Below are 25,744 nucleotides of genomic sequence, written 5' to 3' on the forward strand. Positions count from 1 at the left end.
TTACCTGTAGGTTTACGTTTCAATTCGGACACATCCTCTCAAAAATAATTGTAAGGACTTAATAAAATTGTGTCCATGAAACTATACTAACTCCAGTATAGACGCAAAAATTAACGAGGTTTATTTACAATGCTTTAAAACAATATAGCTTAATAATTATTACAAATTACACAAGGTTTCTTACTTAGTTTATAGTGAGAAACCTTTTTGTTTTTAAAAATGTAAAATTGTAATTATATTTCCAATTATAAAATAATAGAAATTTCATATAGCATATATTAACTGATAAACCATCTTTCTTTTAGTCATAAACTAAATGCATGGGAATAGGTATCTCCATTAAGGAATATATTTATTTTAGAACTCATTAATAAATATTCTCGTTATTAATAACAAAATCGATGTTTATTCTAACTGTTAATTAGCTCTATTGTGAGAAGAGCTAATTAAAGTAAACAAATTTTATTGATATATTAAGAATGGGTAGCTGTTAACCCTCTATCAGTCCAAAAGGCCTTATTTCCTAAAGGTCATAGAGGAAATTTACAGAGAATGTTTGTATAGCTAATATAATCTTAAAAGTATTATGGAGTAAAATTAAAGCAGTTAATAAAAGTTCCCCATTCTTAGCAATTGGTTTAGGAATTGAGTCTATTCACAGAGGTTTCAACGTCTATTTCATAACTATGGGTGAGCTTATTCATCTTTTAAAAACGGAAGAATTTCTAAATAAATCAAAAGTGCAGCTAAAGCGATTAAGAGGCGCGGATCTGGTCATTATTGATGATTCGATGTATATGGCAATGGATCAACGAGAAGCAAATTTGTTTTTTCATTTAATTAATCATTTGTATGAACGAAGTTCCATCATTCTCACATCCAATAAAAGCCCTGAACAGTGGGGGGGAATTAATGGGAGACCAAGGAATTACCACTGCAATTTTAGATCGTTTACTTCATCGTGTAGAAGTAATTCATATGGATGGAGATAGTTATCGAATGAAACATCGAAAAAGTGTATTTTCAGCAGAAGTGTAAAAAACAAATAAGCAAAAAGTGTAAAATTCGACTTGCCGTCTACATAAATATTATTTGAGGTGATGCTATTGGATTCCAAGGATAAAAGAAAACAGAATATACAAAGTGAGAATAATATAATTAGAGAGAGACTAGATGCAAGTTTCAATCAGTTGAATAGTCATTATATTAATGTGAAATACCCCCCATCTTCATTGCCTAGTGCAAAAGGAGATGGTATTGTAGATGATACTGTAGCTTTGCAAAAGATTATTGACTATGCTTGTGAGAAGAGAATAGGAAAAGTATACCTTCCAGCAGGAACATATATAATTACGAAACCATTGTATATCTGGGGACATTTTAATAAAGAAAATACTCCTATCTGGTTGTATGGTGATTCTACTACAGGTACGGTGATTAAAAAAAGTACAAAGGGAACTACTAATGATGGAAGTAACTTAGCAAATGTAGACTCTATTCTCATTTTAACAAATAGAGATAAAAGTATTAATAGGGATACAACAGGACAAATGATTAGTAACATCTGGTTGTATGGGGTGATTTCTGATCAAACAAGAGTAGATTATGCAATTTATGCAAAAACAAATGTAGCCTATTCTCAATTAAACAACATACTTATTCATACTGATAATGGTATTCGATTTGAAAACAACTATTGGCAGAATCAAGTAAAGAATATTGTTATGTATATCAAAAAGAAAGGTTTTAGTATGAATGCAACTGGTACGAGTAATTATCTTGAGAAAATAGCAGTTTACGGAGCTACGCAGATAGCATATGAATTAAAGGGGAGTTATTCTTCTGCTGCAAGCTTGGTAGCTCAATGGACGACAGGAACAGTTTATGATATTTCTTGGGGAGATTGGCAAATAAGTGGGGTTGGGGAAGAAGATACAACAGGTAGTCCTATTTTAAGGACACGAGAATCTACTGTTACTTTATCAGGTGTTACTTTCTTTGGTAATGGATCATCAAACTCTGTTGTTTTATCAGCAGGTAATAACTCTGTAATTACAATACAAGGAGGAACTATTGGTAGACAGAATAAGAGTTTGGGTAAATTATATGAAACAAAAGTAAACTCAACGATTGTCTTGAATAATGTAAATATAAAAGATACGTATGCCCTAAATCCTATGAATGGTAATAATAGATCTTCTGTGACTATAAAAAATGATCATTCTACACCCATTAACTTGTTTTTAGGAGAAAGGCGACCTTTCATTGGGGTGAATAGAAGGCAACGTAAAAATATTGATTATTTTAACATTGCCCCAAGATTACAAGGAAAAGCAATATTTCTTTCTTGTAAAGACCATCCATATTATGATACGGATGGGACAGATCTCAGGTGGTATGCAGGAGGGAGCCAAGGAGATATTTTCTTAGTTGATGACCCCAAGAAGAAAGGGATACTCGGTTGGGTTGTAACTTCTGATACTTCTGCTACTAATGGACCGTTAAAGGAATGTGAATTTAATATTATCCCAACTACTGGTGTAGGTACTACCGTCGAGAGACCAACTGCTCCTGTTATAGGTACACAATATTTTGATACTACGTTAGGTAAACCTATTTGGTGTAAAAAGGGGGGCGGTACGCCGGTATGGGTAGACTCAGAGGGAAAAACAGTATAATGAGTTAATAGTCAAACTCTTTAAAGAGTTCGACTATTAACTGCACCTTTTCTTTTTCTGACTAATTGATTTGCCTGTATTGGTGTCTTACCAAGGTTTCCAACTAGATACTTTCCAAATGGGATTAAATTAATGATAAATGAGACCGATATTGAAAATAAGAGACTAATTACAAATAAAATGATAATATGAGTAATTACATTATTAGTAATTGAACCAACTGTATCAGTAATTAACTTATGAAGAAGATAAATACTAAAAGAATACTTACTAATTTTAAAGATGAATTTAGGTGTATATTTAATCTTTGAAGAGTAATACAAGACTAAAAAGATTACACTCGTTGTGTAAAATATAATATCAATCCTCTTAGATGAAGTTATACTCGGTAATCCAAAATATTTTAGTATTATCATGCCTATAAAGGATACTAGAAAGAATAAAAATAGATAATTCTTCCTGTTATTTAACAATAAAAGAAATTCTTTGTAATTTTTCCCGCAATAAAAACCTAAAATAAAGTAGAATACCCAACCCGGAAAAGGTAACCAGTGACCTGTAGTCCAAATGTACTCCATTATCTCGTTATTCGGTGGAGACGTAAAGTTAAAAAACGCAAGGTAGAGGGAGTTAATTAAGAAAGCAATAATTAAAGGAATCTTTGGATTTAAATTTTGTAATTTTTTATATAAGATATGATGTAATATATAAAACTGAAAAATAATTAAAATAAAATATGCTACAAAGTCCCCTATAAAAATATTTTTTAATGTCTCAAGTGTGAAACTGCCCCAAGTAATATTCTCAGTAAATACTATGGCATAAACCATTGCCATAAAAACATAAGGTATTCCTAAATACCTTAATCTTTTTATAAAGAACCCTTTTGGCATGCCATCTTTATAATTCTTTGCAAATAGAAATTCAGAAATGAAAATGAATGTAGGGGTTCCAAACATAAGACCCATCTGCATAATATGTAATATATAACCGATTTTATCAAATGATTCTGGATAGTAAATAGTAGTACCAGATGTGATAGCATGAAGACTGACTACAGCCAAACAAGCAATTGCTCTTAACCAATGAATTTCATTAACATGTGTTTTATTCAATTTTTAGATTCACTCCCAAATTTAGTTTACCAAAATTAGTATAATATAAGATAAGTTTTTAAGAAACTCTTTTTTTGATTATAACTAAGAGAGTATATATCAGGTGTATTAGAAGGAGATTTATTCTATTATATTTCAATTTTTAATATGGCAAGATAAAGAGGGCTTCCCATTATTACTGGGTTATATACATGAAAAAATTGGAAGTTATACTTAACTGGCTTTTAACGTTATGTTAAAAGGCTCATGAGATAATGATAGACAACCTCCTTCACTGTTTTTTCAAATAATGGTAAGGAGGAGTTTTTCTTCTGGGGGATTACTAAATTGAACTATAGCTATAGAGGTATAGAAAAAGCTATTATTTAGTAGAACTCTAAAATCTTATAAAATATTAACATAATTTTTTTCATTAATTATACATATCCTTAAATATATTTATAAAAAAAGCAATAGGTATTTCTTTAAAAAGGTAAATATAATATTTGGAATTATAGAATTTTATATTAATAAATTTACAATACTCAATAATTATTTAAGAATAATGATTATTTTAAGAAATTAACACAAATATAATAAAGAAATGGTAATGAAAATTAGAATTAAGAAGTATTCTTTTAATTCAATAATATTTCAAAATGAACAAGTTCTATATCAACAGTGGGATGCCCTAATATCTGTCATACTAATAGCATTAAAATAGTTAGGGACTTTATAAGAAAAGACACCCAAGTTATGATGGATGCCTTTTGATCTTTTATCGAAGCATTTGAAGTACATTTTGTGGCTGTTGGTTCGCTTGTGTAAGCATTGCTTGAGATGCTTGAGCAAGGATAGAGTTCTTTGTTTGCTCCATCATTTCTTTCGCCATGTCAACGTCACGGATGCGAGATTCTGCTGATGTTAGGTTTTCAGAAGTTGTGTTTAGGTTATTAATTGAGTGCTCTAGGCGATTTTGATATGCACCCATTTTAGAACGCTCAGCGGAGACTGTTGTGATAGCTGTTTTAATATTATCCATTGCAGTTCGAGCATTAGTTTCATTTGATACGTCTAGGTTGCTTACTCCTAGAGAAGAGGCAGTCATATTACCAATTGAGATACCTAATCTTTCATCTTCACTAGTATTAGCCCCGATTTGAATACTTACTGGTAGATCACTTGTAGTTTTAATCTCACCTGCTGTGCCACCGCCTGCTGTACTTGCTACCACAGTAGCTGCAGTTTGTGTACCATCTAATGTGATTTTTACACCTAAGCTATCAAAGTTCAGAGTTCCAGCTGTATTATCTGCTAATTTTAGATTCTGTGCATTTCCAGCCGTATCAGTTAATGTGTATTCTCCAGCTGCTCCTGATGTTAGAGTGAAAGTTGAACTTGCTTTAGCACCACTAATATCAATAGCTGAAACTCCATCTGAGCCTACTTTAATACCAGTACCAGCACTGTCAAGTTGTACACCGAAATTTCCATCAAGAAGGTTTTTTCCATTGAAATTAGCAGATTTAGCAATACGATCAATCTCATCAGTTAGCTGACTTAATTCATCGCCAATTGCTTGTCTATCATCATCTTCGAGTGTACCATTGGCCGCTTGTGTAGCTAACTCATTCATACGTTGAAGAATGTCATGAGTTTCATTTAACCCACCTTCAGCTGTTTGAATAAGCGAAATTCCATCTTGTGCATTTTTAGATGCTTGGTCTAAACCACGGATTTGAGCACGCATTTTTTCAGAAATAGAAAGACCTGCTGCGTCATCCCCTGCACGGTTGATGCGAAGACCTGAAGAAAGTTTCTCCATGTTTTTAGACATTGCGTTGTTGTTTACACCTAATTTGTTGTACGTGTTTAGTGCTGCGATATTGTGATTAATTCTCATTACTACTACCTCCATGTAATAGATCTATTATTTTGGCGGACACGTCCTTGTGCCCATGTGAGTGGCCCCTATAGATTGAGGAGAAGGGATGTTAAGTAAAGGTTGTTTACTATAAATCCTTTAAGGATCTTCTAGAAGAATTACATTATGTATTATCCTTAATTCTTTTTTTATATCGGACTAAAAGGAATAGATGTTAAGCTTTTTTTGGACAAAATCTATATTTTTATTAGGAAAGATAGCATTTTTCTAATTGGTAGTACGGAGAATTAATAAGGAACTTTATAGTGCGGTAAGGTATTTTACATATTAAAGCAATACTACTCTGGGGAAATATAGTTTAGGAGATTAAAATAATAGGTGTCCAGATCACGCTCTTGGCTAACAATTAAGGGAAACATATTAAGGAGGATCAACATGAAAAACATTTGGGATACAGAATACGACACAAAAGCACCTGCCACAGACGCAGAAGTGTTAGAAGCTGAAAAAAAGCTCGGCATAAAACTTCCGGAGGCCTATATTAAGCTATGTAAAATTCACAATGGAGGTGCCATCATTTATGATTCTTTTCCAACATCAGTACCAACAGGGTGGGCGGACGATCATGTAAGCGTAACATCGATTGCTGGGATCGATGAAGAAGGAATTTTATCAAGCTCCTATTATATCGAAGAGTGGGAGCTGCCGGAAAACATCGTGTTGTTAGAAGGTGACGGACACTGGTGGATTGCGATGGATTACAGAGAGAGAAACGAAAATCCACCAATCATCTACATTGACTTGGAAGCAGATGTGGATCCTTTTATATTAGAATTAGCTCCGGATTTTAAAAGCTTTGTAGAGGGCTTGTATACACATGAAGATTGATGGGGAAAAGTTCAGCAGGGGGTTGCTGAGCTTTTTTTATTAGTATAATAGAAGTAGTAGAGGAAACTAGAAAAGAGGGAGAGAAACCTTGGTAACGGTTAATGAATTAATTAAAAGCATATGGTACGGACCAGCTCCTTCTGTTGAAGAAGCTCAAAATATTAAAGCGTCTTTAAAAGGGAAGATATTAGAAGAAGAACGGTTAATTTCTTTAATCCAGTTGTTTAAGAGCGGAGACTTTTCTTTAAAGCACGTCTTTATCCATCTTATGAACAGTACTGAAATTGAAGAGGTTTTAAATCTATGTATCCATGTGTTCTGTTCCGTTTGTACGCATGAAGATTTGTGAAAAGTAGAACACTTGAACTTTCTCTCTCGAGTGTCAGAGGATAATGCTTATGTTTTTGCGTCATGTGCAAGAGAGACGTTATCTCCTGAAGTTGTTCCATATCTTTTAGCTCTACTGGAAGAGAGGGATGATATAGTTGTGGAAGAAGTGATTCGAGATAGTCTAGATCATATGATGGACTACACAGAGAATCTTGATTGGAACGCTACTGTCGATGAAATTGGCTCTTATTATAGGGAGTGGATGAACACTCTTTCACCGACTTTCTACTATTATAATAGAAAACCTGTCTTTCTAGGAGAGCTAACAAAGACTCTTGTCCAAAGAGCATTTGCTGTAAGAGAACAGAATACCCCACTAAAGATGGAGAGTATCCCTATTTTGTTATCAGTATGGAGCGGAAAGGGATGTCCTGTTCAATATAAAACAGTACTGGATGAAGAGATATTTCAACAGCTTACAGATTATATAGATACTCTATCAGAAAGAAGCTGGGAAAGAGGCCGGAAATATTTCTACGGGAATAGTGTGGAGGGAGCCCTTTAGCTTATGAGAAAATTTGTATAAAGAATTTAAAAAAGGAGTTAGGTTCTCATGAACATTTTAGTCACAGGCGGAGCAGGATTTATTGGCAGCAATTTTATTCATTATATGATAGAAACTTATCCAGCGTATTTTATTGTTAATTATGATGCTCTTACATATGCGGGAAATTTAGATAACTTAAAAGAGATTCATCATCATGAGCATTATACGTTTATAAGGGGAGATATCAATAATCGGGAACTTCTTGACCGAGCTGTCAAAGAGCATGAAATTGATGCTATTGTAAATTTCGCGGCAGAATCACACGTTGATCGTAGCATCACAGAACCAGATGTTTTTATTAAAAGCAATGTCTTAGGAATCCAAACGCTGTTAGATATCGCAAGAGAGAATGGGATTAAAAAGTACGTTCGAATTTCTACAGATGAAGTGTATGGCTCATTAGGAGAGACAGGGTACTTCACAGAAGAAACACCGCTTGCTCCAAACAGTCCATATGCAGCTAGTAAAGCAGGGGCGGATATGCTTGTAAGTGCTTATTATAAAACATATGGACTTAATGTGAATATTACACGATGCTCCAATAATTATGGACGGTATCAATTTCCGGAAAAGCTTATTCCATTGATGATTACAAACGCAATGAAAGGAGAGAGGCTTCCGGTCTATGGAGATGGAGAGAATGTGCGAGATTGGCTGCACGTTCGAGACCATTGTACGGCAATTGATCTTGTTATCCATAAAGGAACGGCTGGGGAAGTCTATAATATTGGTGGCCATAATGAAAAAACGAATAACGAAATTGTTCATTTAATCGTTGAAAAATTAGGCGTTGCAAAAGAACTTATTCTGTTTGTAGAAGACAGACTTGGTCATGATCGTCGCTATGCGATTGACGCAACAAAATTGGAAAGAGAATTAGGATGGAAACCTACATACACCTTTGAGAAAGGAATGGACGAAACAATTCGGTGGTATGTAGAGCATGAAGAGTGGTGGCGAAAGATTAAAAATAACTAGCAGGGTGGTTTACGACTGCATGGTAAAGATTTCATAGAACAATTAGCCCTGAAACTATGTTGTCCTCAAATTCGTAAATATATGGGAGAGGTATTTTGTTATTAAAATCTATAAAAGAAAAAAGATTAGTCGATATAGAAATAAAGTACTTTACAGAAATGAGGGCATCATGAGAAAGTCAATCCTGCTTGTTCCCGTTATGGTCGGTTTTGTAGCATCCTTATTTTCATTTTCTTTATCTTTTGCGGTAAAGCTCCCAGCTCACATCAATAAAACGAATTTTATGATTCACTGGTTAGAACGTTCGCTTCTTTATGGATTTTTTGTATTTTTAATCTTGTTAATCGCACTTGCTCTCGTTCGTTTTCGTCATGAGCGTACATCTCACGCTACGGAACTTAAAGAAAAAGATAGACGGTATGGAAAAAACGGAGCTCCACGAGAAATCCATCATTTAGATTAATGGGAATGCGCTAGTATTCTTATGTTAGGGCTAGCTCATATGCCAAGCCTTCCACATAAACTAATATCAAAGGTTATGGTGGAAGGGAGGCACGTATAATGGATAACTCATCTGACAAACAGAAAGGCATTCCTGACTCACTAGTGGATTCGTTAGTTAATGATGTATTAAGGAAAAACAACCTTGATCCAAGAAAAGTGAAGGGACACTTATCCGGCGATCAAAAAAGAATGCTTCAAGAGCTTTTTGGAGATTTGCAAGAACAAGTCGAAGCGTATGTAAATAAACCGAAGTTAAAGAAAAAAAGGATTCAAAAGCCAAAAGAAGATGAGAAAGAAGAATAAAAAAAGAACACCTTTTGATAGGTGTTCTTTTGGTTTTTATGGACAAGTTTTTCCTCATGTTTCTTATCCTCCAGTGTCTTCGTCAGCTCTGTATTCCAAAAGGTCTCCAGGCTGACAATCTAAAGCCTTACAAATTGCCTCTAAAGTGGATAATCGAACCGCTTTTGCCTTTCCATTTTTCAAGATAGAAAGGTTAGCCATTGTTATGCCAACCCTTTCTGAAAGTTCTGTTACACTCATTTTTCTTTTCGCTAACATTACATCAATATTGATTATAATCGCCATTATGTTCACCTCAGACCGTTAAGTCATTTTCAGATTTTATATCGATGGCTTCTTGTAAAAGCTTTTGAAGAACAGCCGCAAAGAATGCGATAACCATAGAAGCAAAGATAGGGACCATCCCGACTATAACGAGACCTGGTGCATCATCTAGCTCTGCTACGAAAAAAATGAATGGCAGCATTATCACATATAAGATACTAATTGTAATTGCACAGTATTTTATTCTCTGTAGGGCTCTTACCGAAATTTGGGAGAACGCTTTGTTCTTGTCAATGTAGTTTAGAAGTCGGAACGCCTGATACAACGCAACGAAAAATGGGATCGCTGATACATACATAATGATTACAATGGGATAGAGTATATGGGCATACTCTGGATTTGCTGGATGATTAGCTAAGTAATATAAGCCAAATATACATAAGGCAAGAGCTGGAGTTCCAATCAGAAAAACAGCTATTTTTAAAAAGATGGTTGAACCTCGTTTCATAAAAAACACCTCACTGATTTATTGTCCATTTGAATTTAACATATTATTTATCGAAATACAATAAATAATTAATGATTAGGGTTATATTTTTGTTGCTATGTAAATTCGTTTTTGATTTTAGACGAAGGTAAAAAGTCTTTCTCATTATAAAAAAATGCTCTATAAAACTATTTCATTTATAACTCTTTCAATTAATCCATTAGTTCAAGATTAAAGGTAACGATCATAGATTTTATGAAAAATTAGTTTGTCTGCGATTCTAAAATAATGTCCTTTAAGCCATCGTATCAGTAATGTTAATAGGATTAGAGAGTGGGACTTTGTTCGTTAATAGCTATAAGAGATAGGCTTATCTCTCACACAAGATACAGCAGAAGTTTTAAGAGGAAAGTAGAAAGTAGTTCTTTTGAATCTCGGAACGTTCGTTCTTATTGGGTACAAAGGTCTTGTTGGCTTAAAAAAAGCAATCCTTCTTCCTATCCAAATTTTCCATATATTCCTTTAAAATAGTAGTTGGAAAAGAAAAGGATTTGAGGAAAAAGGAAGGAGAGGATCGATTGGGCTACGATGTATGGGGCGGCGTAAAAAATGTAGCGAGTGATGCTTGGGATAAGACTAAAGACACAGCTAATGATGTCAAAGATAAATTGGAAGACGCAAAGGAAGAAGCGGAACGTCAACTTCTTCGGGCTAAATATTTGGCTCAAGCGGAAGCGTTGGATAGCTATGCGAATAATGTAAGAAAAGCGCTTGAAGACTTTAACCAAGCTCCTCAAGAGAATGCAAAGGCATATAATGCGCATGCGGTTGATTGGCAAGGAAAGAAAAAAGAAGCATATGATGATTATCAAAATCAGCTTCGCACAGTGGCTGGTGAAGCCCGTGTTGATGGCCAAAATCTTATCATTGAAATCGAGAAGAAAGCCGCTCAGCTCAGAGAAAAGGCAGGTAATCTTGCATGACAAAAAATGGTGGATATACAATTGAAGTTGATCCAGACAAGCTTGATGAACTAGCAAGCGGAATTGGTACAGCAGAAATGAAATGTAGCTTTGCCCTAAGTAAATTAAAGTGGGGCATGGGAAGCATAGCCGCTGATATTGCCGGTGTTGGCGGCGGTAATATCAATCACCTTCAAGAGAAGTTTGAAGGCTCTATTAAAAAATATAAAGACCTACTAGATGATTCCCAAGCATTTGTGAAGAAAACAGCCGCAGACGTAAGACAGCTTGATCAATCATGGCAAGCAAAGCTAGGACGGACAGTTGGAGAATTCTCAGGCTGGTACGATCTTCAGCGCACGTTCGGCGAGTATGACCCACAAACAGGGGAGAAAATTACAGGAGGTCAGCGTGCTGAAGCGGGAGTTATGACGATCCTCAACTTCTCGCCAGGAAAAGCCATTGGCGTTTTTGCTAAAGGCGGAAAAATGGCCAAAACGGCAAAGATTGGACAGGAAGCTTCAGCCCTTGGTAAAATAAAAAGTGGTAGAAAAGCCGTTAACCCTGCTGTTTTTAAAGACTTCTTTTCTGGTGCATGGAATAGTATGAAGGGTCGGTTTCGGTCGGCTAAGGAGTACATAGTTAAGGGGAAAGAAGTGGTTAAAAAAGTAGGAGATTGGCAGATACCTTCTCTTCAAAAACAGTTGATAGAGCCAAATGGATTACGCCTTCAGAACAATCCTACGGTGAAAGAAGCTGGACAATACCTTTATAAAACTGTTAAGGATGGCGGTCAACAGGTTGCAAAGGTTGTAACAGAAGGTTCAAGGGCTGTTAAAGAAGGTGGAGCTAAAGTTGTTCGGAATGTGAATAACTTTAATTTTGGAGCTTACTTAAGAAAAGCAAAGGGAGATCCACCTGCTGGAATGGTAAGGCCTCATGCGCACCATGTTGCGGTAAAAGGTTTATTCATGAATAGAAAGAAAATCGTAAGAAGTTATGCCGAATATGGAAGAAAGTTACTAAGAGATGTAGATATCGATCCAATTTTTGGACTAGAAAACCTTCATTGGGCACCTAATAAAGGTCATTCTAATGCGTATATTAAGGAAGTTACTAAACATCTTCATAGATTAAAAGTAGATAATGCACCGCGAGAAGCATATGTAAGAAAGCTTGAATGGATAGCTGAACAATTAGACACAGAAGAAGGTTTTCCGCCTAAACGTTAAAGAGGAGGAATATAAAATTATGAGATGGGCACCAATAAAACGTAAGTTGTTTTCTTCTATAGAATATGGAGATTATAACCAAGTTGTATCATTAATCGAAGAGCATCCCAAAGCTCTTCATGCAACAGAGCATACTGGAGAAACTTTAATGCACATGGCTGCTAAATATAATCATATTCATCTACTAGAGTATTTCAAGGAACAGGGATATGAAGTCGACTGTAACTTTACTGGCCGTGATGAAAACCGACCTATTACTCCATTGCAGTATGCAGCGGCAGGAGCATCTTTTGAAGCAGCCCAGTGGTTACTTGAACATGGGGCTGATGTTAATGGAAGAAGGAGTGTGCATCCAATCACTCCCCCTTTGGTTCGAGCAGTACAGAAAGGTCATTTAGGTTTAGTCCAGCTACTAGTGGAACATGGAGCACGCCTTAATGACTCATACGAACTTGGTGAAGGTAAAGATAAAACAGTCATAAATGCTGTCAAAATGGCACAAATGAAGGGCTATACTGAAATTTTAGATTATCTTTATAAACAGGGAGCTACAGAACCTGTTGATCCATATGAAGAGGAGAGAGAACTTCCAGAAGAAGTCTTCTTACTTCGCCATATTGAACAACAGATTGGGAAAGTTCAAGATACGGTTAGTGAAATCATCCCAGCAAGTGAAGCCTCTATCCAAGTTCACATTATTCCACCAACAGCAGAGCGCCAAGATGTAACTTTGGTAACAACAGGGATGAGTGCTCAACCTATGGCAGAGTATCAGATTGGAGACGAACTACAGTTTGCTGAGTTAATGCTTGCTTTACCACCTACGTGGCCGACAAGCAAAGACGAAATGACACAAGATCAATTTCGTTGGCCATTAGACTGGATTCGTCAAATTGCTCACCTTCCGTTCTTGTATGAGGGTTGGATTGATGAAGGAATTATTATTCCAAATGGGGAGCCGCCAGTTCCATTTTCAGATGAAGTCAAGTTTTCAAGTTTGCTTGTATTGAGACCAGAAAATCGTGCGTTATCTCATTGTAAACCTGGATATAAAGAGATTAATTTCTATTATCTTATTCCACTTTATGAGGAAGAACGACAGCTTGCAATGAACAAGGGAGAGGCTTATCTTATTGAAAAACTGAGAAGACAAATCCCATCTCTCCATATCATGGATCCTAATCGAGTTAATGTAGGGAAATAATGATAAGAGGAAATTAATTACAATAAAGAAGGTTGATTTTATATGGAGAAAAACATATAAAATCGACCTTTATTTAGTTGTTTTAGAGATTAGGTATTTACTTGCTCAAATTAATTGAGAAAAGGCGAAAATCCAAGTCCTCCTGTGGCATCATCAAGTGCCTAGAAAAATGCAGCTAGTTGTAACCAATATATATCAATCTAATCATTTAGATGGAGATAAATTATGGGGAGCTGGAATCAGATGAGAAAATTAAATTGGGAATTTGCGGATGAACCTGTTAGTGAAGAGTTTGTTAGGAACATTGGAAAAGAGTTAGGATATGAGTTTCCAGAAGATTATATTAAGTGTGTAGCTAAATATAATGGAATATACTTTTGAACTTAGTGTAGATGGTTTTTATATCCCAAGGCTAAATAATGAATTTAAACTTATTGAGCTAGTATTTGAAGATATGGCTTCTTTCGGTGAAGCTATTTTCAAAGACTTCATGGAAAATGTAATAACAGAAAAAAGTGAACGTGAAGAAATTTCAGGGAATATATGTAGCTTAGAAATTTCAAAAAAGTATACAATAATAAGCACTGAATTTGTAGATAGTTGCGTAAACAATGAGTTAAGAGTTGTTACTGATGAGATGTTCAAATTAATAAATCAGTGGGTTGAAAAGAACGACCTTTGAATCCTTAAGCTTTTGTCGAACTTAAAAGAGACCTATTCAATTATATTTTCAATAGATAATAGTTTTAAAGAAAAAGCACTTGATTGTTTATTAAAGACAGCAAGTGCTTTTTTAATTACTAATAAGTAAATCCCTTTAAATGGTTACGATGTTTTAAAATAAATTTATAATTAGTAATAAGGGAATAATTACATAAATTTTTGTAACAAAGCAAATAGAAAAAGGAGAATTACAGTGAAAGATGAACTGAAAAAGTACTTCACTCAACTCATTAATGTCTGGCATGATTTTAATCATTCACTTCCAAAAGTGCCTTGGGATGATAGGGTTATTCCCTTTATATATGAAGGGGATATGGATCAAGATGAGTATATATGCTGGAAACCAGTCGAAAAGGATATAGGCCATGACTTTGCCGATATAGAGAAAGTGTTAGATGGTAGTTTGCATGATTCTATAAAACGTTACTTTAATTCATACTGGTTTGCCGAATTAGCGGGATTTTACAAAAACTATAATATTATATTAGAACCTGTTTTGCCCGGCATTAAGCTAGAAGATTTGGTTTCGCAACTAATAAGTTATAAAGAAGCTCACGAAGATAAACTGCAGCATATTCCATTGGGCTTGGACGGCGAAAATGGTTTCTTAATAGTGATTGATAATAGTAACGGAAACGTTAAGATAGAAGATTGTGAGACAGGAAAGTATGAAGTCATAGCAGATAGTCTTGATCAGCTTATCCGTGGCATGCAACTAAAGGGGTAGGCACTATTAGAATGAGAGGGACAAGACAATAGAAAACAAATCTAAATAGGAGAATTATAGGAAGGGTGATTAATTTGAGTAATGAAAAAACAACAAAAATGGAGTTGCTAAAAAGAAAAAGCAGACGGAAGAATTTACTCCAAGAGTTGAGCTACATAACGTTTACAGAGGAACCTTTTTTGGACGTTGAACATAATGATAGGTTTTGTAAGAAAGTATTTTCTTTGCTTAATATAAAGAAAAATAAAATCAAATTACAAGGAAATGACTATAAAGAAAATATTCAAAAATCAATCGACTTGTTAAATGAGACGATTCATACTATTAGAGTGATTCCAAAAAGAGGCAGGCTTTTATTCTTTAGAGAAGATGAAATAGAAGCAGTGCTGATTAGTATGAACGAAGTATTTAGTAACTTACATATGATTCTTGAGTCAACAAAGTTCTCGACGGGGTATGGAGATTTTATATTACTCGCAGAAGACTTCAGTTTTGGTTTATGCATAGAACGAACAGAATACTTTTATGAATTTAGCACTTGGGGGCTATCATGAAAACAACAGATATGAGAATTTTGATTGGCTATAAGTTGTTAGACTTGTTACTTTTAAGAGGTTCTAGTAAAGGATGATAACTTTGTCAACAAAAGAAGCGATGAAGACATATTTTGAAATGAGAAGAGAAGCAACTGATAAAGGTTTGGACTTTTTATGGAAAACACCTGTTACGAATAAAGATTTAATTATTTATGAAGGTGAAATAGACGATGAAGGATATATTTCATGGATTCCTGTAGAAATGACTGTTACACAAGACTTTAAGAAATTAGAAGATGAATTAAATATAAAGCTTCATCCATCAATTGTTGAGTATTTTAATTCCTATTGGTTTGCAGACTTAGATGGTTTTTTCAAAGATTACTATATTTGCTTAGAAGCAGTGCTGCCAGATGCTGAAATGGTTTCCTTTAGAGAGTCTGTGAAAGGATATAAGAAAAATCATGAAGATTGTCTAGAGAAAGTCCCGATTGGAATTGAGGGGAATGGACTGCTCGTTGTAATTGAAAATAGTAGTGGAATTGTTCAACTAGAAGACTATGAGCGAGGGACATTCTCCAATATTGCTTGCAATATTGGAGAATTAATAAGGAACTTAAAGTTGAAAAAGTAGTGTCTTTTATATAGGAAGATTAGAATACAGGGTTTCTCTAAAAAGGAGGGCGCAAAATGAGCGTTTCGATTTATTACACTGCACAACGCAAACAAAAACTCACAGAGGATGAGCAAGAAGCTATCCATAAATTAATTTCGGATTATTCAGTTGATCAAGAAATTGAAAAATATGTTCAAACAGGTGAAGGATATAATTGGACAAGCTTTGATGTTTATAATCCAGAAATTTCAACAGAAGAAGACGTTATTTTTGAAGGTTCAACCCAGCTCCCTCATAACAGTGAAGAGGCTATGTGGGAAGGTGTTCAACATTGGTCTGCATTACTTTCACAAATTCGTTGTGTGATTTGGGATGCAGAATGGCATGTACATATCGATGACCATGTACTCTTGTGGGATGATGAGTATTTAGAATATGACTTGTCGAAATAAAGGTAGTGTTAACTTTGTAATATAGTATTAGAAAACTTTAAAATTATTTGGAGTAAAAATGGTATTAATCTAGCTTTTATAATCCTTAAAAAGGAGATTTGCAATGATCATAAATGATAAGGTTTTTGGTACCCTTTATCATGAATGTGGGTGGACAAACTATACGACTATTAACTTTTTTGGAAATGAACCTAAAATAGATTTAATAGTTGAAGGCGATGAAGATGGCTTATTCGATCAAGAGCAATATGATGCATACACCGCCTTTATGCAAAAATGGGAGGATCTACAGAAAAGTCTATTACAGCCTATACTAGCCTATTACAAACAAAAGCGTCATGAACTTGGTTATGATATAGAACCAAATGAAGATTACCCATTAATTGAAACAACGGATGAAATTCTAGAAATGATCAACTTAGATGGAATAATTGTTCCATATGGTGATATTTTCGAAGGGCGAGATATTGGACTTTCTTTTCATTGTACATGGGATGATGAAAATGGATTAGGTGTCAGGCTATTAGATGAAAAGGTAGTGGAAGTAGGGTATCAAGATGTTGTGATTTAAAAAAGATAGAGGAGCGAAGCGAAGAAAGGCAGTTAATGATGTATAACAGTCTAAAGTGTGAGGGAGATATTCATGAATACTCATTTAACACGCGATAGCGCTTTAAGGGTTGCCGATAATTATAAAAATAAATATAACTTATCAGGAAATATTTTAGAGGAAATAGAACATACGATTACATTTCATGATGAATTTGATAGTGTAAACGGCCCAGTATGGTTAATTATTGTGAAAATAAAACCGCATGAACTATGTGTAGAGAATGAATATACAATAGTTGTTTCGGACAAAGAAGAGGTTGTTAAATACATCATTGATCCAAATGGTCATTGTTTTTGCCCTCATTTAGAATGATAAGGAGAATTATTCAAATGTCACTACATAATCAAATAGAAGTATTAAAAAACGCGGTTATTTTAGAAAATGAAGATTAGGATATAGAGTTAGTTAATGAGATTTTAAATGAACTGGCTCTTCGCGGCATAAATGAAATGATTGTAGATTTATCATATTAAGGTGGGAAACCAGATGGGTGACTTTTCAATATTAAAAAATAGTGATCATAAATTTTACAAGCTAACAGAAAATGATATTAAAGAAGCAGAAGAACGTTTAGGTTTTGCCTTTCCAGAAGAGCTAAGAGCTTTTTATCAGGAAATTGGATACGGCTTTTTAGATGTAAATAATAAAAATTCATTTAATAGGATGCTAGATCCTCATTCTGTAGCAGATATTCGATTTCGAGAAGGAATATATGAGTATGACCCAGATTTAGATGATATATATGAGGAAGAAGACGAGCTTGTTTTTTATGAAGTGAATGAAGGTGTATATTTAACAATGGATCTTAAGAATAAAAAACAATCTTCTATATATTATTTAGGAATAAAAATAGCGAATTCCTTTGCGGAGTTTCTTAAGAAAATCAATGAGGATACAGATTATTTTGAAGATATTACAGAATTGGAATTTGAAAAAAATTAGCTTGGTAAAAAGCGTATTGAAACTAGCTTTCAATACGCTTTTTTTATTATTTAATAGTCAATGATTTTTTAATAGATTACTAAAGTGGAAATAAGTGTTAGAATTAGATGGAAAATGTAGTAAAGGGGCTCTAACATGATAAAAAGCAAAAAGTGGCTCATAGCTATTACAACATGTATACTTCTTTTAGCAATAGGACTCTTTCTTTTCTTAAAGTTGTCTGAACCAGAATTCAATAAAAATCTTCCGATGTCAATTTCGATTGATCATGCAACTAAAGAATTAGGTGCAGAAGATGCTGCCTACATGTTCCTGTCAGATCTTCTTGATCCTTATAAAGAAAGTGAAGCTCCTTCATGGAAAAAGCTTGACGATGTACGTTTTGATGAATTTCAACTGCTTGCAGGTGATAATGAGGAAGCAGCAGTAGCAGTCACATTTTGGGTTAAACCAAAAAATAAAACGTGGAGTATTTTTCATAATTGGGGCAACGTGGAGAAGGATGGAACGATTCGGGATATTCACCGGACGATGAGACTTAAGAAAAGGGGGGACAACACATACGAGCTTACAAAAATCGAAGAAACATCAGGCGCTGTAGCAGGACTCCCTGCAGTAGAAAAACAGTATCAAAAGGAAGCAGGCATAAAGGTAGAAAACAGTGATATGAACTATACGCTTGAACAGGACAAATTACAAGTTACCTATAATGGCGGAAAGAGTTGGGTCAAGGTTCCGCTTGAGATTGATCAACTCTTTCAAGGGGACTACAGTGGTTCAAAGGATACATTAATTGAAGGAAGTTTTGTTATTTCACCAGAGAAAACAGCCTTTGTGTTTGTAGAAGACGGTATGGAAGCTGACAGGGTAAGTATTCTCTACTCTAATAATAAAGGAAAGACGTGGAAGACGAGCCGCATTTCAGAAGAGTTTGCGTCTGTACGATTGAGAACAATTGGCTTTACATCTGAAAAAGATGGCTATCTTATCCTTACATATGACAGAACAATGGGATTTGAAGCACATACGGTGTTTAAGACAAATGATGGTGGAGCAACTTGGAGAAAAGCTGGTTTTGTTCCTGATGTTAGCAACCATGTAACAGATGGAACATTTATTAATGATAAGCTAGGATTCCTTTCTTTTGGTATAAAAAATGAATTGAATAAAGAGGGAAGTCCCTATCTATTTCGAACAGAGGACGGAGGAAAAACATGGAGTGAAGTTGAAGTGCCAATGCCTCCCGAGTATCAGGGTATCTTCGTTGTTGCTGAGCCACCAACTTTTGAGGGATCACAAGGAACGTTGCTTGTAAATCAAGGGCCAAATGGAGATTACCAAGGAGGGAAAGTTCTAGCGAGGTTTATTTCTATTGACAAAGGGAAAACATGGAGTTTTGCTAATCTAGTGGATCCTGATCAAGTCCTTGATAGTGAAAAGTCAAGTTTATCGTCAGAAGAGGGGGAGTATTAGGCAGGCATTTATCTTTTGTTTGTCAGAGAAGTTTGTGACACGTTCAATACGTAAATCTAGTCTAAAAGTTGAACTGTAGGATAATAAAATATAATAGCTATACCTAATATAGATATGTTAAAACCAGTAGCTCTCACATCAGAGCTACTGGTTTTTTATATTCTTTTAGAATAAAAATAAACTATTCCATTAAAAGGATTTATTTAAGTTTGTTATTTACCATTACTATATTTTAAATTATATTAACGAAAATAAACACAATCTCTATTCTTTTTCCCTCATTTTCAAAATTAGAAAATAAGAAATAGGTTAAAAAATCCTCATCAAATTCTCATCTTCGTGTCATTTTATTATAATTTAGCTCATTTAGGATAGAGTTAACTTCAAAAAAAGCAAATCCTCGTTGTTTCTTTAATTTTTTAAAAATTTTGTAAAGTTTATGTTGATAATGTTAAAAGAATTTAAAATTACTGTTAATGAAGCAAAAAAGATCAAAACATCGCCATTTATATACACCATTTGCTTAGAGAACGAAATTTAGTATGGGGAGCATCTAAGGAATAAATCATAAAAAGAGAAGATTAGATGCCCGCAGAGTCCCATCTTGACATAGAAAACTAGATTTTGATGAAAAAGGATAATAATCAATCTTTAAAAAATGGAGGTTATGTGCGTTCATGAATTTAAAAGCATTCAGAGGATATTCCTTACACAATTTACGAAAAGACGTGCTATCAGGAATTGTTGTTGGTATTATTGCGATCCCCTTAGGATTAGGATTTGCGATTGCATCTGGTACAGATCCAGCTACAGGCCTTTATACAACCATTGTAGCAGGCATACTGATTGCTCTTTTAGGGGGATGTAGATTCCAAATTGGAGGACCCACTGGTGCTTTTGTTCCAGTTTTATTAGGAATTGTGTTGCAATTTGGGTTTGAAAATTTACTTATTGCAGGGTTTATGTCAGGGATCTTGCTCATCATCTTTGGGCTATGTAAAGTTGGTAGCTTAATTCAGTATTTCCCGAAAGCCACCATTATTGGGTTTCAATCAGGAATTGCGGTCATTATCTTTGCAGGCCAAATTCCAAACTTTCTAGGGTTACACGACATCGAGAAATCTGAGTATTTTCATTTAAATATGAAAGAAATAGTAGGAAACCTTCAGTTTTTAAGTTCTTACAGCATTTTAACAGCGCTCATTTGCTTAGGAATTGTGTTAGTAATACCGCGCTTGTTCCCTAAGGTTGGGAAGCTTTCGTATCTGTTAGCGATTATTATTTCAAGCGTTGTTTCATCTCTTTTCTTTTCAGGAAAAGTTGAAACAATCGGTTCCATTTACGGAAAAATTCCGAGTCAGATTCCGATGCCACAGCTCCCTGAGATTACAGTTGAAAAAGTGATGATGCTTCTTCCATCTTCTTTTATTATCGCCGTTCTTGTTGGACTGCAGTCGTTATTAACGGCTCGCGTAGCAGACGAGATGACAGGAGTGAAGCATAATAGTCGAAAAGAGTTAATTGGTCAAGGCGTAGTAAACATGGTTGCGCCGATATTTCAAGGTATTCCAGCAGCAGGTGAGATTGCTCGAACCGTAACAAATATTAAAAATGGAGCGTCTTCTCCAATTGCAGGCGCAACACATGCACTGTTTGTGTTACTCGTTGTGGTATTACTTGCTCCATATGCTTCATTTGTTTCTCTTGCTAGTTTGGCACCTGTCTTAATGGTTGTGGCATGGAGTATTAGTAAAAAAGAACAGTTCACAGAAATTGTCAAAGAAAAATCAAGTCATTCCCTTGTGCTTGTTGTAACGTTCCTTCTCACCGTGTTTACAAACTTAACAATTGGAATTGGAGCAGGGTTAGGATTATCACTCTTGTTTTATCTCATAAGCAAAGTAAAACAGTATCAAAAACAAGTAAACAATGCGCTATAGGAAAAAAGCCTGAATTCACATGTTGAATTCAGGTTTTTTTTAGTATGGGTAATTCTTCACTTTATAGTGTTGAAGAAAGGAGAAAAGAGTTGTTTCCAAGAATGAGTTAGTAAAGAAGATTTCAATATAAAAGGAGAGATGCTGTGATGAATAGAAAAATCGAAGATATGGATAAAAATGTAGAGATGAACGCTTTTATCGCCGAATTAAAAGAAAATCAAAGAAAAATAGAAAATGAGAACGAGTATTACGATGAAGCGAAAGACAGGGAGGACATTCAGAGCTATTACAGTGGAATCGATTTTGAGAAAACAAGTAGTAAAGAACTCTTTACAAAGTTAAACGACCTTGTAACGCGTACGCATCATACTAAGCTTCCGTATAGCACAGAGACAAGAAATTATCTTTATTCATGGGCAGATCTTCAGGAAAACGGCAAGCTTAAAAGTATCTATTCCGGAAAACAGCAAAATCCAGAAGAAGTGATAAAAGAAGATTATAAGGCTTTCTTAAGAAGAGAAAAGGCATATAAAACGCTGGTAACAAACGATAAAAAAGACGAAAAGACCCTTGAGGTGACGAAAAGGTCGATTGAAAAAGAGAACAAATACAATTGTGAGCATGTTGTGCCACAATCATGGTTTGATAAAGGAAATCCAATGAGAGGAGATTTGCATCATCTTTTTGCATGTGAGCCTAAGTGTAACTCCTCAAGATCGAACCACCCTTTTTACGATTTTGCTGACTATTCTCCAGAGGCTAGCATGAAAACCATTAGAGAAACGTGCGGAAAGTATGAAGAAAACAAATTTGAGCCTGAGAGCGGCAAAGGAGAAGCTGCCCGAGCTACTCTTTATTTCTTATTAAGATATCCAGGAGAGATTCGTAACTATAAAGGAGAAGATATTACGATGCTCGTGAAATGGCATAGCAATGATGAAGTCTCTCTTTATGAAAAACACCGCAACCGAGCAATTTGGGAGAAACAAGGAAACCGCAATCCTTTAATTGATTTTCCGCAATATGTGAGTAAGATCGATTTTGCATTGGGCTTGCTGTAAGGAGGGTGATGGCACTTTTTATACTTTTTAAAAAAGGTAGGAGATTGTGAGAATGCTATGCTATCTTTTTTATACAAGACAGTATAATGAGTAGTAAGAGGTGCTATAAATGGAGACATCGTACGTTTTAAAAATACCTGATAAGAAATTTCAAGATTTTCATCTTCTCTTTTGCGGCTATGGAGTATGTGAGCCCCTTCATCATTTTGGACCTGCTGTACGTCCGAACTATATTATTCATTTTGTTCTATCAGGAAAAGGCTATTACTATGTTGGGGAAGAGAAGTATACGATTGGAAAAGGACAAGGTTTTTTAATACTGCCTGATGTGTTAACAAGATATGAAGCAGATGGGGAAGATCCTTGGACATATATATGGATTGGATTTGATGGAACAAACAGTATGGAACATCTGCGCAATATTGGACTCGGCGCTGACAAGCTGTTTTTTCAATCCTCCCATCTTATAGAGTTAGAAGAAGTTGTGATGGATATGCTTCAGTACAAGAAGTTGGATGTGAGAGACGAATATCGGATTCAAAGTTTGCTTTATCTATTTTTCTCTCTTATTGCTAATAGTTCATCAGACTTTTATAAGGAAGAAACATCAAAAGAAAACGACTATATTACAAAGTCGATTGAATTTATTCAAACGCACTATAATGAGAAAATCAAAGTAACAGACATTGCCCACTATGTTTCCTTAAATAGAAGCTACTTAACAACGTTATTTCGTAAAAGAACCGGAGTGTCCATTCAACAATATTTAGCACAGTTTCGTCTAACAAGAGCCGTTGAGCTTCTAGCGCTTACTGATTTATCCATCGAGCAGATTGCGGAGTCATGTGGCTATAGTGATCCTTTAGTTTTTTCAAAAGCGTTTAAAAGAGAGAAAGGCGTTTCACCTACAAAGTACAGAGAACGTGAGCGTCTAGAAGGAATGAACACAAGGGAGAAAAGAGAAGGACTACGCTAAAAAGTGCGTAGTCCTTTGCTTGTACTATTTTATTATTCAGCTCTTAATACGTAGAGGACCGAACTAAAATCGCTTGGCAGTTTATTTCCTTGGAGATCTTGACCAGCGGAAGCATCCGAGGTGATAAGTCCGATATTCATCAATTCGGAGCCGCTAAAGTTCTCATTTAGCTTTTCAATATGATAGCTCTTATGAGGATCTAGTCCTTTTAAAGGAAGTCTGCGGAATGTGCCGTTTACTTCATTTAATACTTTATAATAGCCGACAATTGCTTCTTTCTTATCCTCTGACACAACCATCCAAGCCGTGAAATTGCCTTCAAAAGGGCTAAGCAAGCGGTAAAACGTTCCTTGTGAGAGAAGTTGGCGATATTGTTTGAAAAAGGCAACTTGTTTTTTCATTTCCTCTCGCTCTTCTTCTGACAGCTTTGTAACATCTAATTCATATCCAAACGAGCCAAAGTAGGCCACATTCGCTCTTGTTTCAAGAGGTGTTGTGCGAAATGCTTGCTCATTTGGCACAGCTGAAACATGAGCGCCCATGCTTGATAAAGGATAGACAAGCGATGTTCCATATTGAATTTTCAACCGTTCAATGGCATCTGTATCATCACTTGTCCATGTTTGCGGGGCATAGTAAAGCATACCTGGATCAAATCGTCCGCCACCGCTTGCACATGATTCAAATAAAACGTGTGGAAATGCTAATGTTAATCGCTCATATAAATCATACACGCCTAAAATATAGCGGTGGCAAATCTCCCCTTGTCTTTTAGAGTCATACGCTTTTGAATATACTTCAGTCATTGAGCGGTTCATATCCCATTTCACATATGAAACATTTCCGTCTTTAAGAATGTGTGCCATCATCTCATAAATATGATCAACAACTTCTTTTTGAGAAAAATCAAGCACAAACTGATTGCGTCCGTGAGAAGCTCTGCGCTCTGGGGTTTCAATCATCCACTCTGGATGTTCCCGATACAAGTTGCTGTTTTTATTGACCATTTCAGGCTCAAACCACAGCCCAAATTTCATGCCAATCTCTTCAATCTTTTGGGCTAATCCAGAAATACCGCTTGGCAGCTTTTCGCGATTTTCAACCCAGTCCCCGAGTCCTCGTTTGTCATCATTTCGTTCCCCAAACCAGCCGTCATCAAGGACAAAAAGCTCGATTCCATCTTCTTTTGCAGCCTCCGCAAACTCTAAGATTTTCTCCTCATTAAAATCAAAATAAGTGGCTTCCCAATTGTTAATAAGAACAGGTCTAGTTTTATCACGCCACTCTCCGCGCACAAGGCGCGTTCTGTACAAACGGTGATAAGTTTGACTCATGCCGTTTATTCCCTTATCACTGTAGACGATTACGGCTTCTGGTGTTTGAAACTCTTCGTCTTTTTCTAAGTGCCATGTAAAACCATGTGGATGAATGCCCATCATAACTCTTGTTTGGCCGTGTGTATCAACTTCTGCTTGTGCTAAAAAGTTGCCGCTATAAACTAAGCTAAATCCCATCACTTCTCCTTGAAACTCGTCTGCATGTGGACGTTTGAGCGCTATAAATGGGTTATGTTGAAGGCTTGAATTGCCTCTGGTGCTCCCAACAGACTGTATTCCTTGCTCGAGTTTTCGGTTTTTAATATGGCGCTCGCGTCCCCAAGCACCTGAAAGCTGAATCCATTCATAGTCATCATCTGGCAAATCGAGGTTGGCGCTCATCGCTGTTGTAAGATCAACGCTTTCTGTCCCCATATTTTTAAAACGAGCGCTTCTAGCAATCGCATTTTCTCCTTTAAAAATGGTATAGAGTAAAACTAATTCAACGGAAATCACGGAATCTAGTAGTGTGATTTGAAGCGTTGTTGCTTCATCATCATGTTCAGTATACGTCGCAGGCAAATTTGCTAGTTTTGGTTTTCCGCGATAAATCTCGTGTGTTTTATATTCAAAGTTAGTAATGCGGCTCCCGTTTTTTTGGTGAATTTCAAGAGCAGGATGCCTGAAATCAGACGTTCCGTAAGAGGGATACTCTTGTTTAAGATGATCAAGAGAAAAATATAGGTTTCCTTCAAACGGATAAGCGGTCATTGGGCGATGCTGCATTTCGACTAAATAGTCAAAAGAAGCTCTGTGCGGTACTCTTTTACCAAAATAAAGCTGCCCAAGCTGGTTGTTTTGAAGTATTTTCATAATATAGCTCATTTCGTTATTGTAGAGATGAAATTCTTTTGTTTCTTCATTATAAATAATTGTCATGATAATCATCCTTT

At 35.5% G+C, this 25,744-nt stretch carries 26 protein-coding genes and 2 pseudogenes; 23 read left to right on the plus strand and 5 right to left on the minus strand.

All coding sequences use genetic code 11. The features are described 5' to 3' along the window. Nucleotides 1-626: 626 nt before the first annotated feature. Nucleotides 627-1,038 (plus strand): annotated as a pseudogene (locus BM012_RS12275) (ATP-binding protein); the annotation flags it as partial. A 68-nt stretch (nucleotides 1,039-1,106) separates the two neighbouring features. Then, nucleotides 1,107-2,678, plus strand: coding sequence for a glycosyl hydrolase family 28-related protein (locus BM012_RS12280; protein WP_061805241.1), 1,572 nt, complete (start codon nucleotides 1,107-1,109; stop codon nucleotides 2,676-2,678). Between the two features lie 20 nt (nucleotides 2,679-2,698). On the opposite strand, the gene BM012_RS12285 is transcribed toward BM012_RS12280, so the two are convergent. Both BM012_RS12285 and BM012_RS12290 read right to left on the minus strand, forming a co-directional pair. Beyond that, nucleotides 2,699-3,793, minus strand: a complete 1,095-nt coding sequence (locus BM012_RS12285) for an acyltransferase family protein (protein ID WP_061805242.1) — start codon at nucleotides 3,791-3,793, stop codon at nucleotides 2,699-2,701. Between the two features lie 757 nt (nucleotides 3,794-4,550). Beyond that, entirely contained in the window at nucleotides 4,551-5,675 is a 1,125-nt protein-coding gene (locus BM012_RS12290; protein ID WP_061805243.1) for a flagellin N-terminal helical domain-containing protein, read from the minus strand. 417 nt (nucleotides 5,676-6,092) lie between these two features. On the opposite strand from BM012_RS12290, the gene BM012_RS12295 reads away from it, so the two are divergent. The 5 genes and pseudogenes from BM012_RS12295 to BM012_RS12315 all read left to right on the plus strand — a co-directional run bounded on the left by BM012_RS12295 (nucleotide 6,093) and on the right by BM012_RS12315 (nucleotide 9,267). Then, the gene (locus BM012_RS12295; protein ID WP_061805244.1) at nucleotides 6,093-6,545 is read left to right on the plus strand and encodes an SMI1/KNR4 family protein; all 453 of its coding nucleotides are present in this window, start codon (nucleotides 6,093-6,095) and stop codon (nucleotides 6,543-6,545) included. An 88-nt stretch (nucleotides 6,546-6,633) separates the two neighbouring features. Next, nucleotides 6,634-7,440: pseudogene (imm47, locus tag BM012_RS12300) on the plus strand (Imm47 family immunity protein). A gap of 48 nt (nucleotides 7,441-7,488) precedes the next feature. After that, on the plus strand, nucleotides 7,489-8,460 hold the full coding sequence (rfbB, locus tag BM012_RS12305) for a dTDP-glucose 4,6-dehydratase (RefSeq protein WP_061805247.1): 972 nt from the start codon (nucleotides 7,489-7,491) through the stop codon (nucleotides 8,458-8,460). A 169-nt stretch (nucleotides 8,461-8,629) separates the two neighbouring features. Then, nucleotides 8,630-8,923, plus strand: a complete 294-nt coding sequence (locus BM012_RS12310) for a hypothetical protein (RefSeq protein ID WP_061805248.1) — start codon at nucleotides 8,630-8,632, stop codon at nucleotides 8,921-8,923. Nucleotides 8,924-9,021: 98 nt separating this feature from the next. Next, on the plus strand, nucleotides 9,022-9,267 hold the full coding sequence (locus tag BM012_RS12315; protein ID WP_061805249.1) for a hypothetical protein: 246 nt from the start codon (nucleotides 9,022-9,024) through the stop codon (nucleotides 9,265-9,267). A gap of 63 nt (nucleotides 9,268-9,330) precedes the next feature. Here BM012_RS12315 and BM012_RS12320 read toward each other — a convergent pair whose 3' ends face one another. Together BM012_RS12320 and BM012_RS12325 are read right to left on the minus strand one after the other, a co-directional pair. Beyond that, the gene (locus BM012_RS12320; RefSeq protein ID WP_061805250.1) at nucleotides 9,331-9,552 is read right to left on the minus strand and encodes a helix-turn-helix domain-containing protein; all 222 of its coding nucleotides are present in this window, start codon (nucleotides 9,550-9,552) and stop codon (nucleotides 9,331-9,333) included. A gap of 10 nt (nucleotides 9,553-9,562) precedes the next feature. Continuing rightward, complete coding sequence (locus tag BM012_RS12325) at nucleotides 9,563-10,039, minus strand: DUF2975 domain-containing protein (RefSeq protein ID WP_061805251.1); 477 nt, start codon at nucleotides 10,037-10,039, stop codon at nucleotides 9,563-9,565. A 557-nt stretch (nucleotides 10,040-10,596) separates the two neighbouring features. On the opposite strand from BM012_RS12325, the gene BM012_RS12330 reads away from it, so the two are divergent. From BM012_RS12330 to BM012_RS12405, 16 genes are all read left to right on the plus strand, one after another. Continuing rightward, nucleotides 10,597-11,001: a hypothetical protein gene (locus BM012_RS12330; RefSeq protein WP_040056573.1), complete on the plus strand. Its 405-nt coding sequence runs from the start codon at nucleotides 10,597-10,599 to the stop codon at nucleotides 10,999-11,001. Beyond that, complete coding sequence (locus BM012_RS12335) at nucleotides 10,998-12,212, plus strand: pre-toxin TG domain-containing protein (RefSeq protein ID WP_061805252.1); 1,215 nt, start codon at nucleotides 10,998-11,000, stop codon at nucleotides 12,210-12,212. The genes BM012_RS12330 and BM012_RS12335 overlap by 4 nt, the downstream gene beginning before the upstream one ends. 19 nt (nucleotides 12,213-12,231) lie before the next feature. Then, nucleotides 12,232-13,416 carry a suppressor of fused domain protein gene (locus BM012_RS12345; RefSeq protein ID WP_082802619.1) on the plus strand — a complete coding sequence of 395 codons (1,185 nt, stop codon included), beginning with the start codon at nucleotides 12,232-12,234 and terminating at the stop codon, nucleotides 13,414-13,416. Between the two features lie 243 nt (nucleotides 13,417-13,659). Continuing rightward, nucleotides 13,660-13,797, plus strand: coding sequence for an SMI1/KNR4 family protein (locus BM012_RS26410; protein ID WP_161939322.1), 138 nt, complete (start codon nucleotides 13,660-13,662; stop codon nucleotides 13,795-13,797). After that, complete coding sequence (locus BM012_RS12350) at nucleotides 13,781-14,098, plus strand: hypothetical protein (RefSeq protein ID WP_061805253.1); 318 nt, start codon at nucleotides 13,781-13,783, stop codon at nucleotides 14,096-14,098. The genes BM012_RS26410 and BM012_RS12350 overlap by 17 nt, the downstream gene beginning before the upstream one ends. A gap of 234 nt (nucleotides 14,099-14,332) precedes the next feature. Then, nucleotides 14,333-14,866 carry a SecY-interacting protein Syd gene (locus BM012_RS12355; protein WP_061805254.1) on the plus strand — a complete coding sequence of 178 codons (534 nt, stop codon included), beginning with the start codon at nucleotides 14,333-14,335 and terminating at the stop codon, nucleotides 14,864-14,866. A 65-nt stretch (nucleotides 14,867-14,931) separates the two neighbouring features. Beyond that, nucleotides 14,932-15,420: a YxiF family protein gene (locus BM012_RS12360; protein ID WP_321170005.1), complete on the plus strand. Its 489-nt coding sequence runs from the start codon at nucleotides 14,932-14,934 to the stop codon at nucleotides 15,418-15,420. 100 nt (nucleotides 15,421-15,520) lie between these two features. After that, complete coding sequence (locus BM012_RS12365; RefSeq protein WP_061805498.1) at nucleotides 15,521-16,036, plus strand: SecY-interacting protein Syd; 516 nt, start codon at nucleotides 15,521-15,523, stop codon at nucleotides 16,034-16,036. Between the two features lie 56 nt (nucleotides 16,037-16,092). Beyond that, entirely contained in the window at nucleotides 16,093-16,470 is a 378-nt protein-coding gene (locus BM012_RS12370) for a hypothetical protein (RefSeq protein WP_061805255.1), read from the plus strand. Nucleotides 16,471-16,573: 103 nt separating this feature from the next. Beyond that, nucleotides 16,574-17,041, plus strand: coding sequence for a DUF6985 domain-containing protein (locus BM012_RS12375; RefSeq protein ID WP_061805256.1), 468 nt, complete (start codon nucleotides 16,574-16,576; stop codon nucleotides 17,039-17,041). 72 nt (nucleotides 17,042-17,113) lie between these two features. Further along, nucleotides 17,114-17,395 carry a hypothetical protein gene (locus BM012_RS12380; RefSeq protein WP_061805257.1) on the plus strand — a complete coding sequence of 94 codons (282 nt, stop codon included), beginning with the start codon at nucleotides 17,114-17,116 and terminating at the stop codon, nucleotides 17,393-17,395. 174 nt (nucleotides 17,396-17,569) lie between these two features. Next, nucleotides 17,570-18,025, plus strand: coding sequence for an SMI1/KNR4 family protein (locus BM012_RS12385; protein WP_061805258.1), 456 nt, complete (start codon nucleotides 17,570-17,572; stop codon nucleotides 18,023-18,025). 135 nt (nucleotides 18,026-18,160) lie between these two features. Then, entirely contained in the window at nucleotides 18,161-19,498 is a 1,338-nt protein-coding gene (locus tag BM012_RS12390) for a WD40/YVTN/BNR-like repeat-containing protein (RefSeq protein ID WP_061805259.1), read from the plus strand. A 677-nt stretch (nucleotides 19,499-20,175) separates the two neighbouring features. Beyond that, complete coding sequence (locus BM012_RS12395) at nucleotides 20,176-21,438, plus strand: SulP family inorganic anion transporter (protein WP_061805260.1); 1,263 nt, start codon at nucleotides 20,176-20,178, stop codon at nucleotides 21,436-21,438. 146 nt (nucleotides 21,439-21,584) lie between these two features. Continuing rightward, nucleotides 21,585-22,499 (plus strand): endonuclease I family protein, encoded by a 915-nt coding sequence (locus BM012_RS12400; RefSeq protein ID WP_061805261.1) that lies wholly within the window; start codon nucleotides 21,585-21,587, stop codon nucleotides 22,497-22,499. A gap of 109 nt (nucleotides 22,500-22,608) precedes the next feature. Further along, nucleotides 22,609-23,475 (plus strand): AraC family transcriptional regulator, encoded by an 867-nt coding sequence (locus BM012_RS12405; protein ID WP_061805262.1) that lies wholly within the window; start codon nucleotides 22,609-22,611, stop codon nucleotides 23,473-23,475. 32 nt (nucleotides 23,476-23,507) lie between these two features. On the opposite strand, the gene BM012_RS12410 is transcribed toward BM012_RS12405, so the two are convergent. Further along, entirely contained in the window at nucleotides 23,508-25,730 is a 2,223-nt protein-coding gene (locus BM012_RS12410) for an alpha-galactosidase (RefSeq protein WP_061805263.1), read from the minus strand. Nucleotides 25,731-25,744: the final 14 nt, after the last annotated feature.

Origin of the sequence: Priestia endophytica DSM 13796 (assembly GCF_900115845.1) — a bacterium.
Classification (GTDB): Bacteria; Bacillota; Bacilli; order Bacillales; family Bacillaceae_H; genus Bacillus_I; species Bacillus_I endophytica.

Coding starts and splice junctions, on each gene's coding strand:
- BM012_RS12290 (WP_061805243.1), bottom strand. CDS start 5,675: ATGAGAATTAATCACAATATCGCAGCACTAAACACGTACAACAAATTA.
- BM012_RS12295 (WP_061805244.1), top strand. CDS start 6,093: ATGAAAAACATTTGGGATACAGAATACGACACAAAAGCACCTGCCACA.
- rfbB (WP_061805247.1), top strand. CDS start 7,489: ATGAACATTTTAGTCACAGGCGGAGCAGGATTTATTGGCAGCAATTTT.
- BM012_RS12310 (WP_061805248.1), top strand. CDS start 8,630: ATGAGAAAGTCAATCCTGCTTGTTCCCGTTATGGTCGGTTTTGTAGCA.
- BM012_RS12315 (WP_061805249.1), top strand. CDS start 9,022: ATGGATAACTCATCTGACAAACAGAAAGGCATTCCTGACTCACTAGTG.
- BM012_RS12320 (WP_061805250.1), bottom strand. CDS start 9,552: ATGGCGATTATAATCAATATTGATGTAATGTTAGCGAAAAGAAAAATG.
- BM012_RS12325 (WP_061805251.1), bottom strand. CDS start 10,039: ATGAAACGAGGTTCAACCATCTTTTTAAAAATAGCTGTTTTTCTGATT.
- BM012_RS12335 (WP_061805252.1), top strand. CDS start 10,998: ATGACAAAAAATGGTGGATATACAATTGAAGTTGATCCAGACAAGCTT.
- BM012_RS12345 (WP_082802619.1), top strand. CDS start 12,232: ATGAGATGGGCACCAATAAAACGTAAGTTGTTTTCTTCTATAGAATAT.
- BM012_RS26410 (WP_161939322.1), top strand. CDS start 13,660: ATGAGAAAATTAAATTGGGAATTTGCGGATGAACCTGTTAGTGAAGAG.
- BM012_RS12350 (WP_061805253.1), top strand. CDS start 13,781: ATGGAATATACTTTTGAACTTAGTGTAGATGGTTTTTATATCCCAAGG.
- BM012_RS12365 (WP_061805498.1), top strand. CDS start 15,521: ATGAAGACATATTTTGAAATGAGAAGAGAAGCAACTGATAAAGGTTTG.
- BM012_RS12370 (WP_061805255.1), top strand. CDS start 16,093: ATGAGCGTTTCGATTTATTACACTGCACAACGCAAACAAAAACTCACA.
- BM012_RS12375 (WP_061805256.1), top strand. CDS start 16,574: ATGATCATAAATGATAAGGTTTTTGGTACCCTTTATCATGAATGTGGG.
- BM012_RS12380 (WP_061805257.1), top strand. CDS start 17,114: ATGAATACTCATTTAACACGCGATAGCGCTTTAAGGGTTGCCGATAAT.
- BM012_RS12385 (WP_061805258.1), top strand. CDS start 17,570: ATGGGTGACTTTTCAATATTAAAAAATAGTGATCATAAATTTTACAAG.
- BM012_RS12390 (WP_061805259.1), top strand. CDS start 18,161: ATGATAAAAAGCAAAAAGTGGCTCATAGCTATTACAACATGTATACTT.
- BM012_RS12395 (WP_061805260.1), top strand. CDS start 20,176: ATGAATTTAAAAGCATTCAGAGGATATTCCTTACACAATTTACGAAAA.
- BM012_RS12400 (WP_061805261.1), top strand. CDS start 21,585: ATGAATAGAAAAATCGAAGATATGGATAAAAATGTAGAGATGAACGCT.
- BM012_RS12405 (WP_061805262.1), top strand. CDS start 22,609: ATGGAGACATCGTACGTTTTAAAAATACCTGATAAGAAATTTCAAGAT.
- BM012_RS12410 (WP_061805263.1), bottom strand. CDS start 25,730: ATGACAATTATTTATAATGAAGAAACAAAAGAATTTCATCTCTACAAT.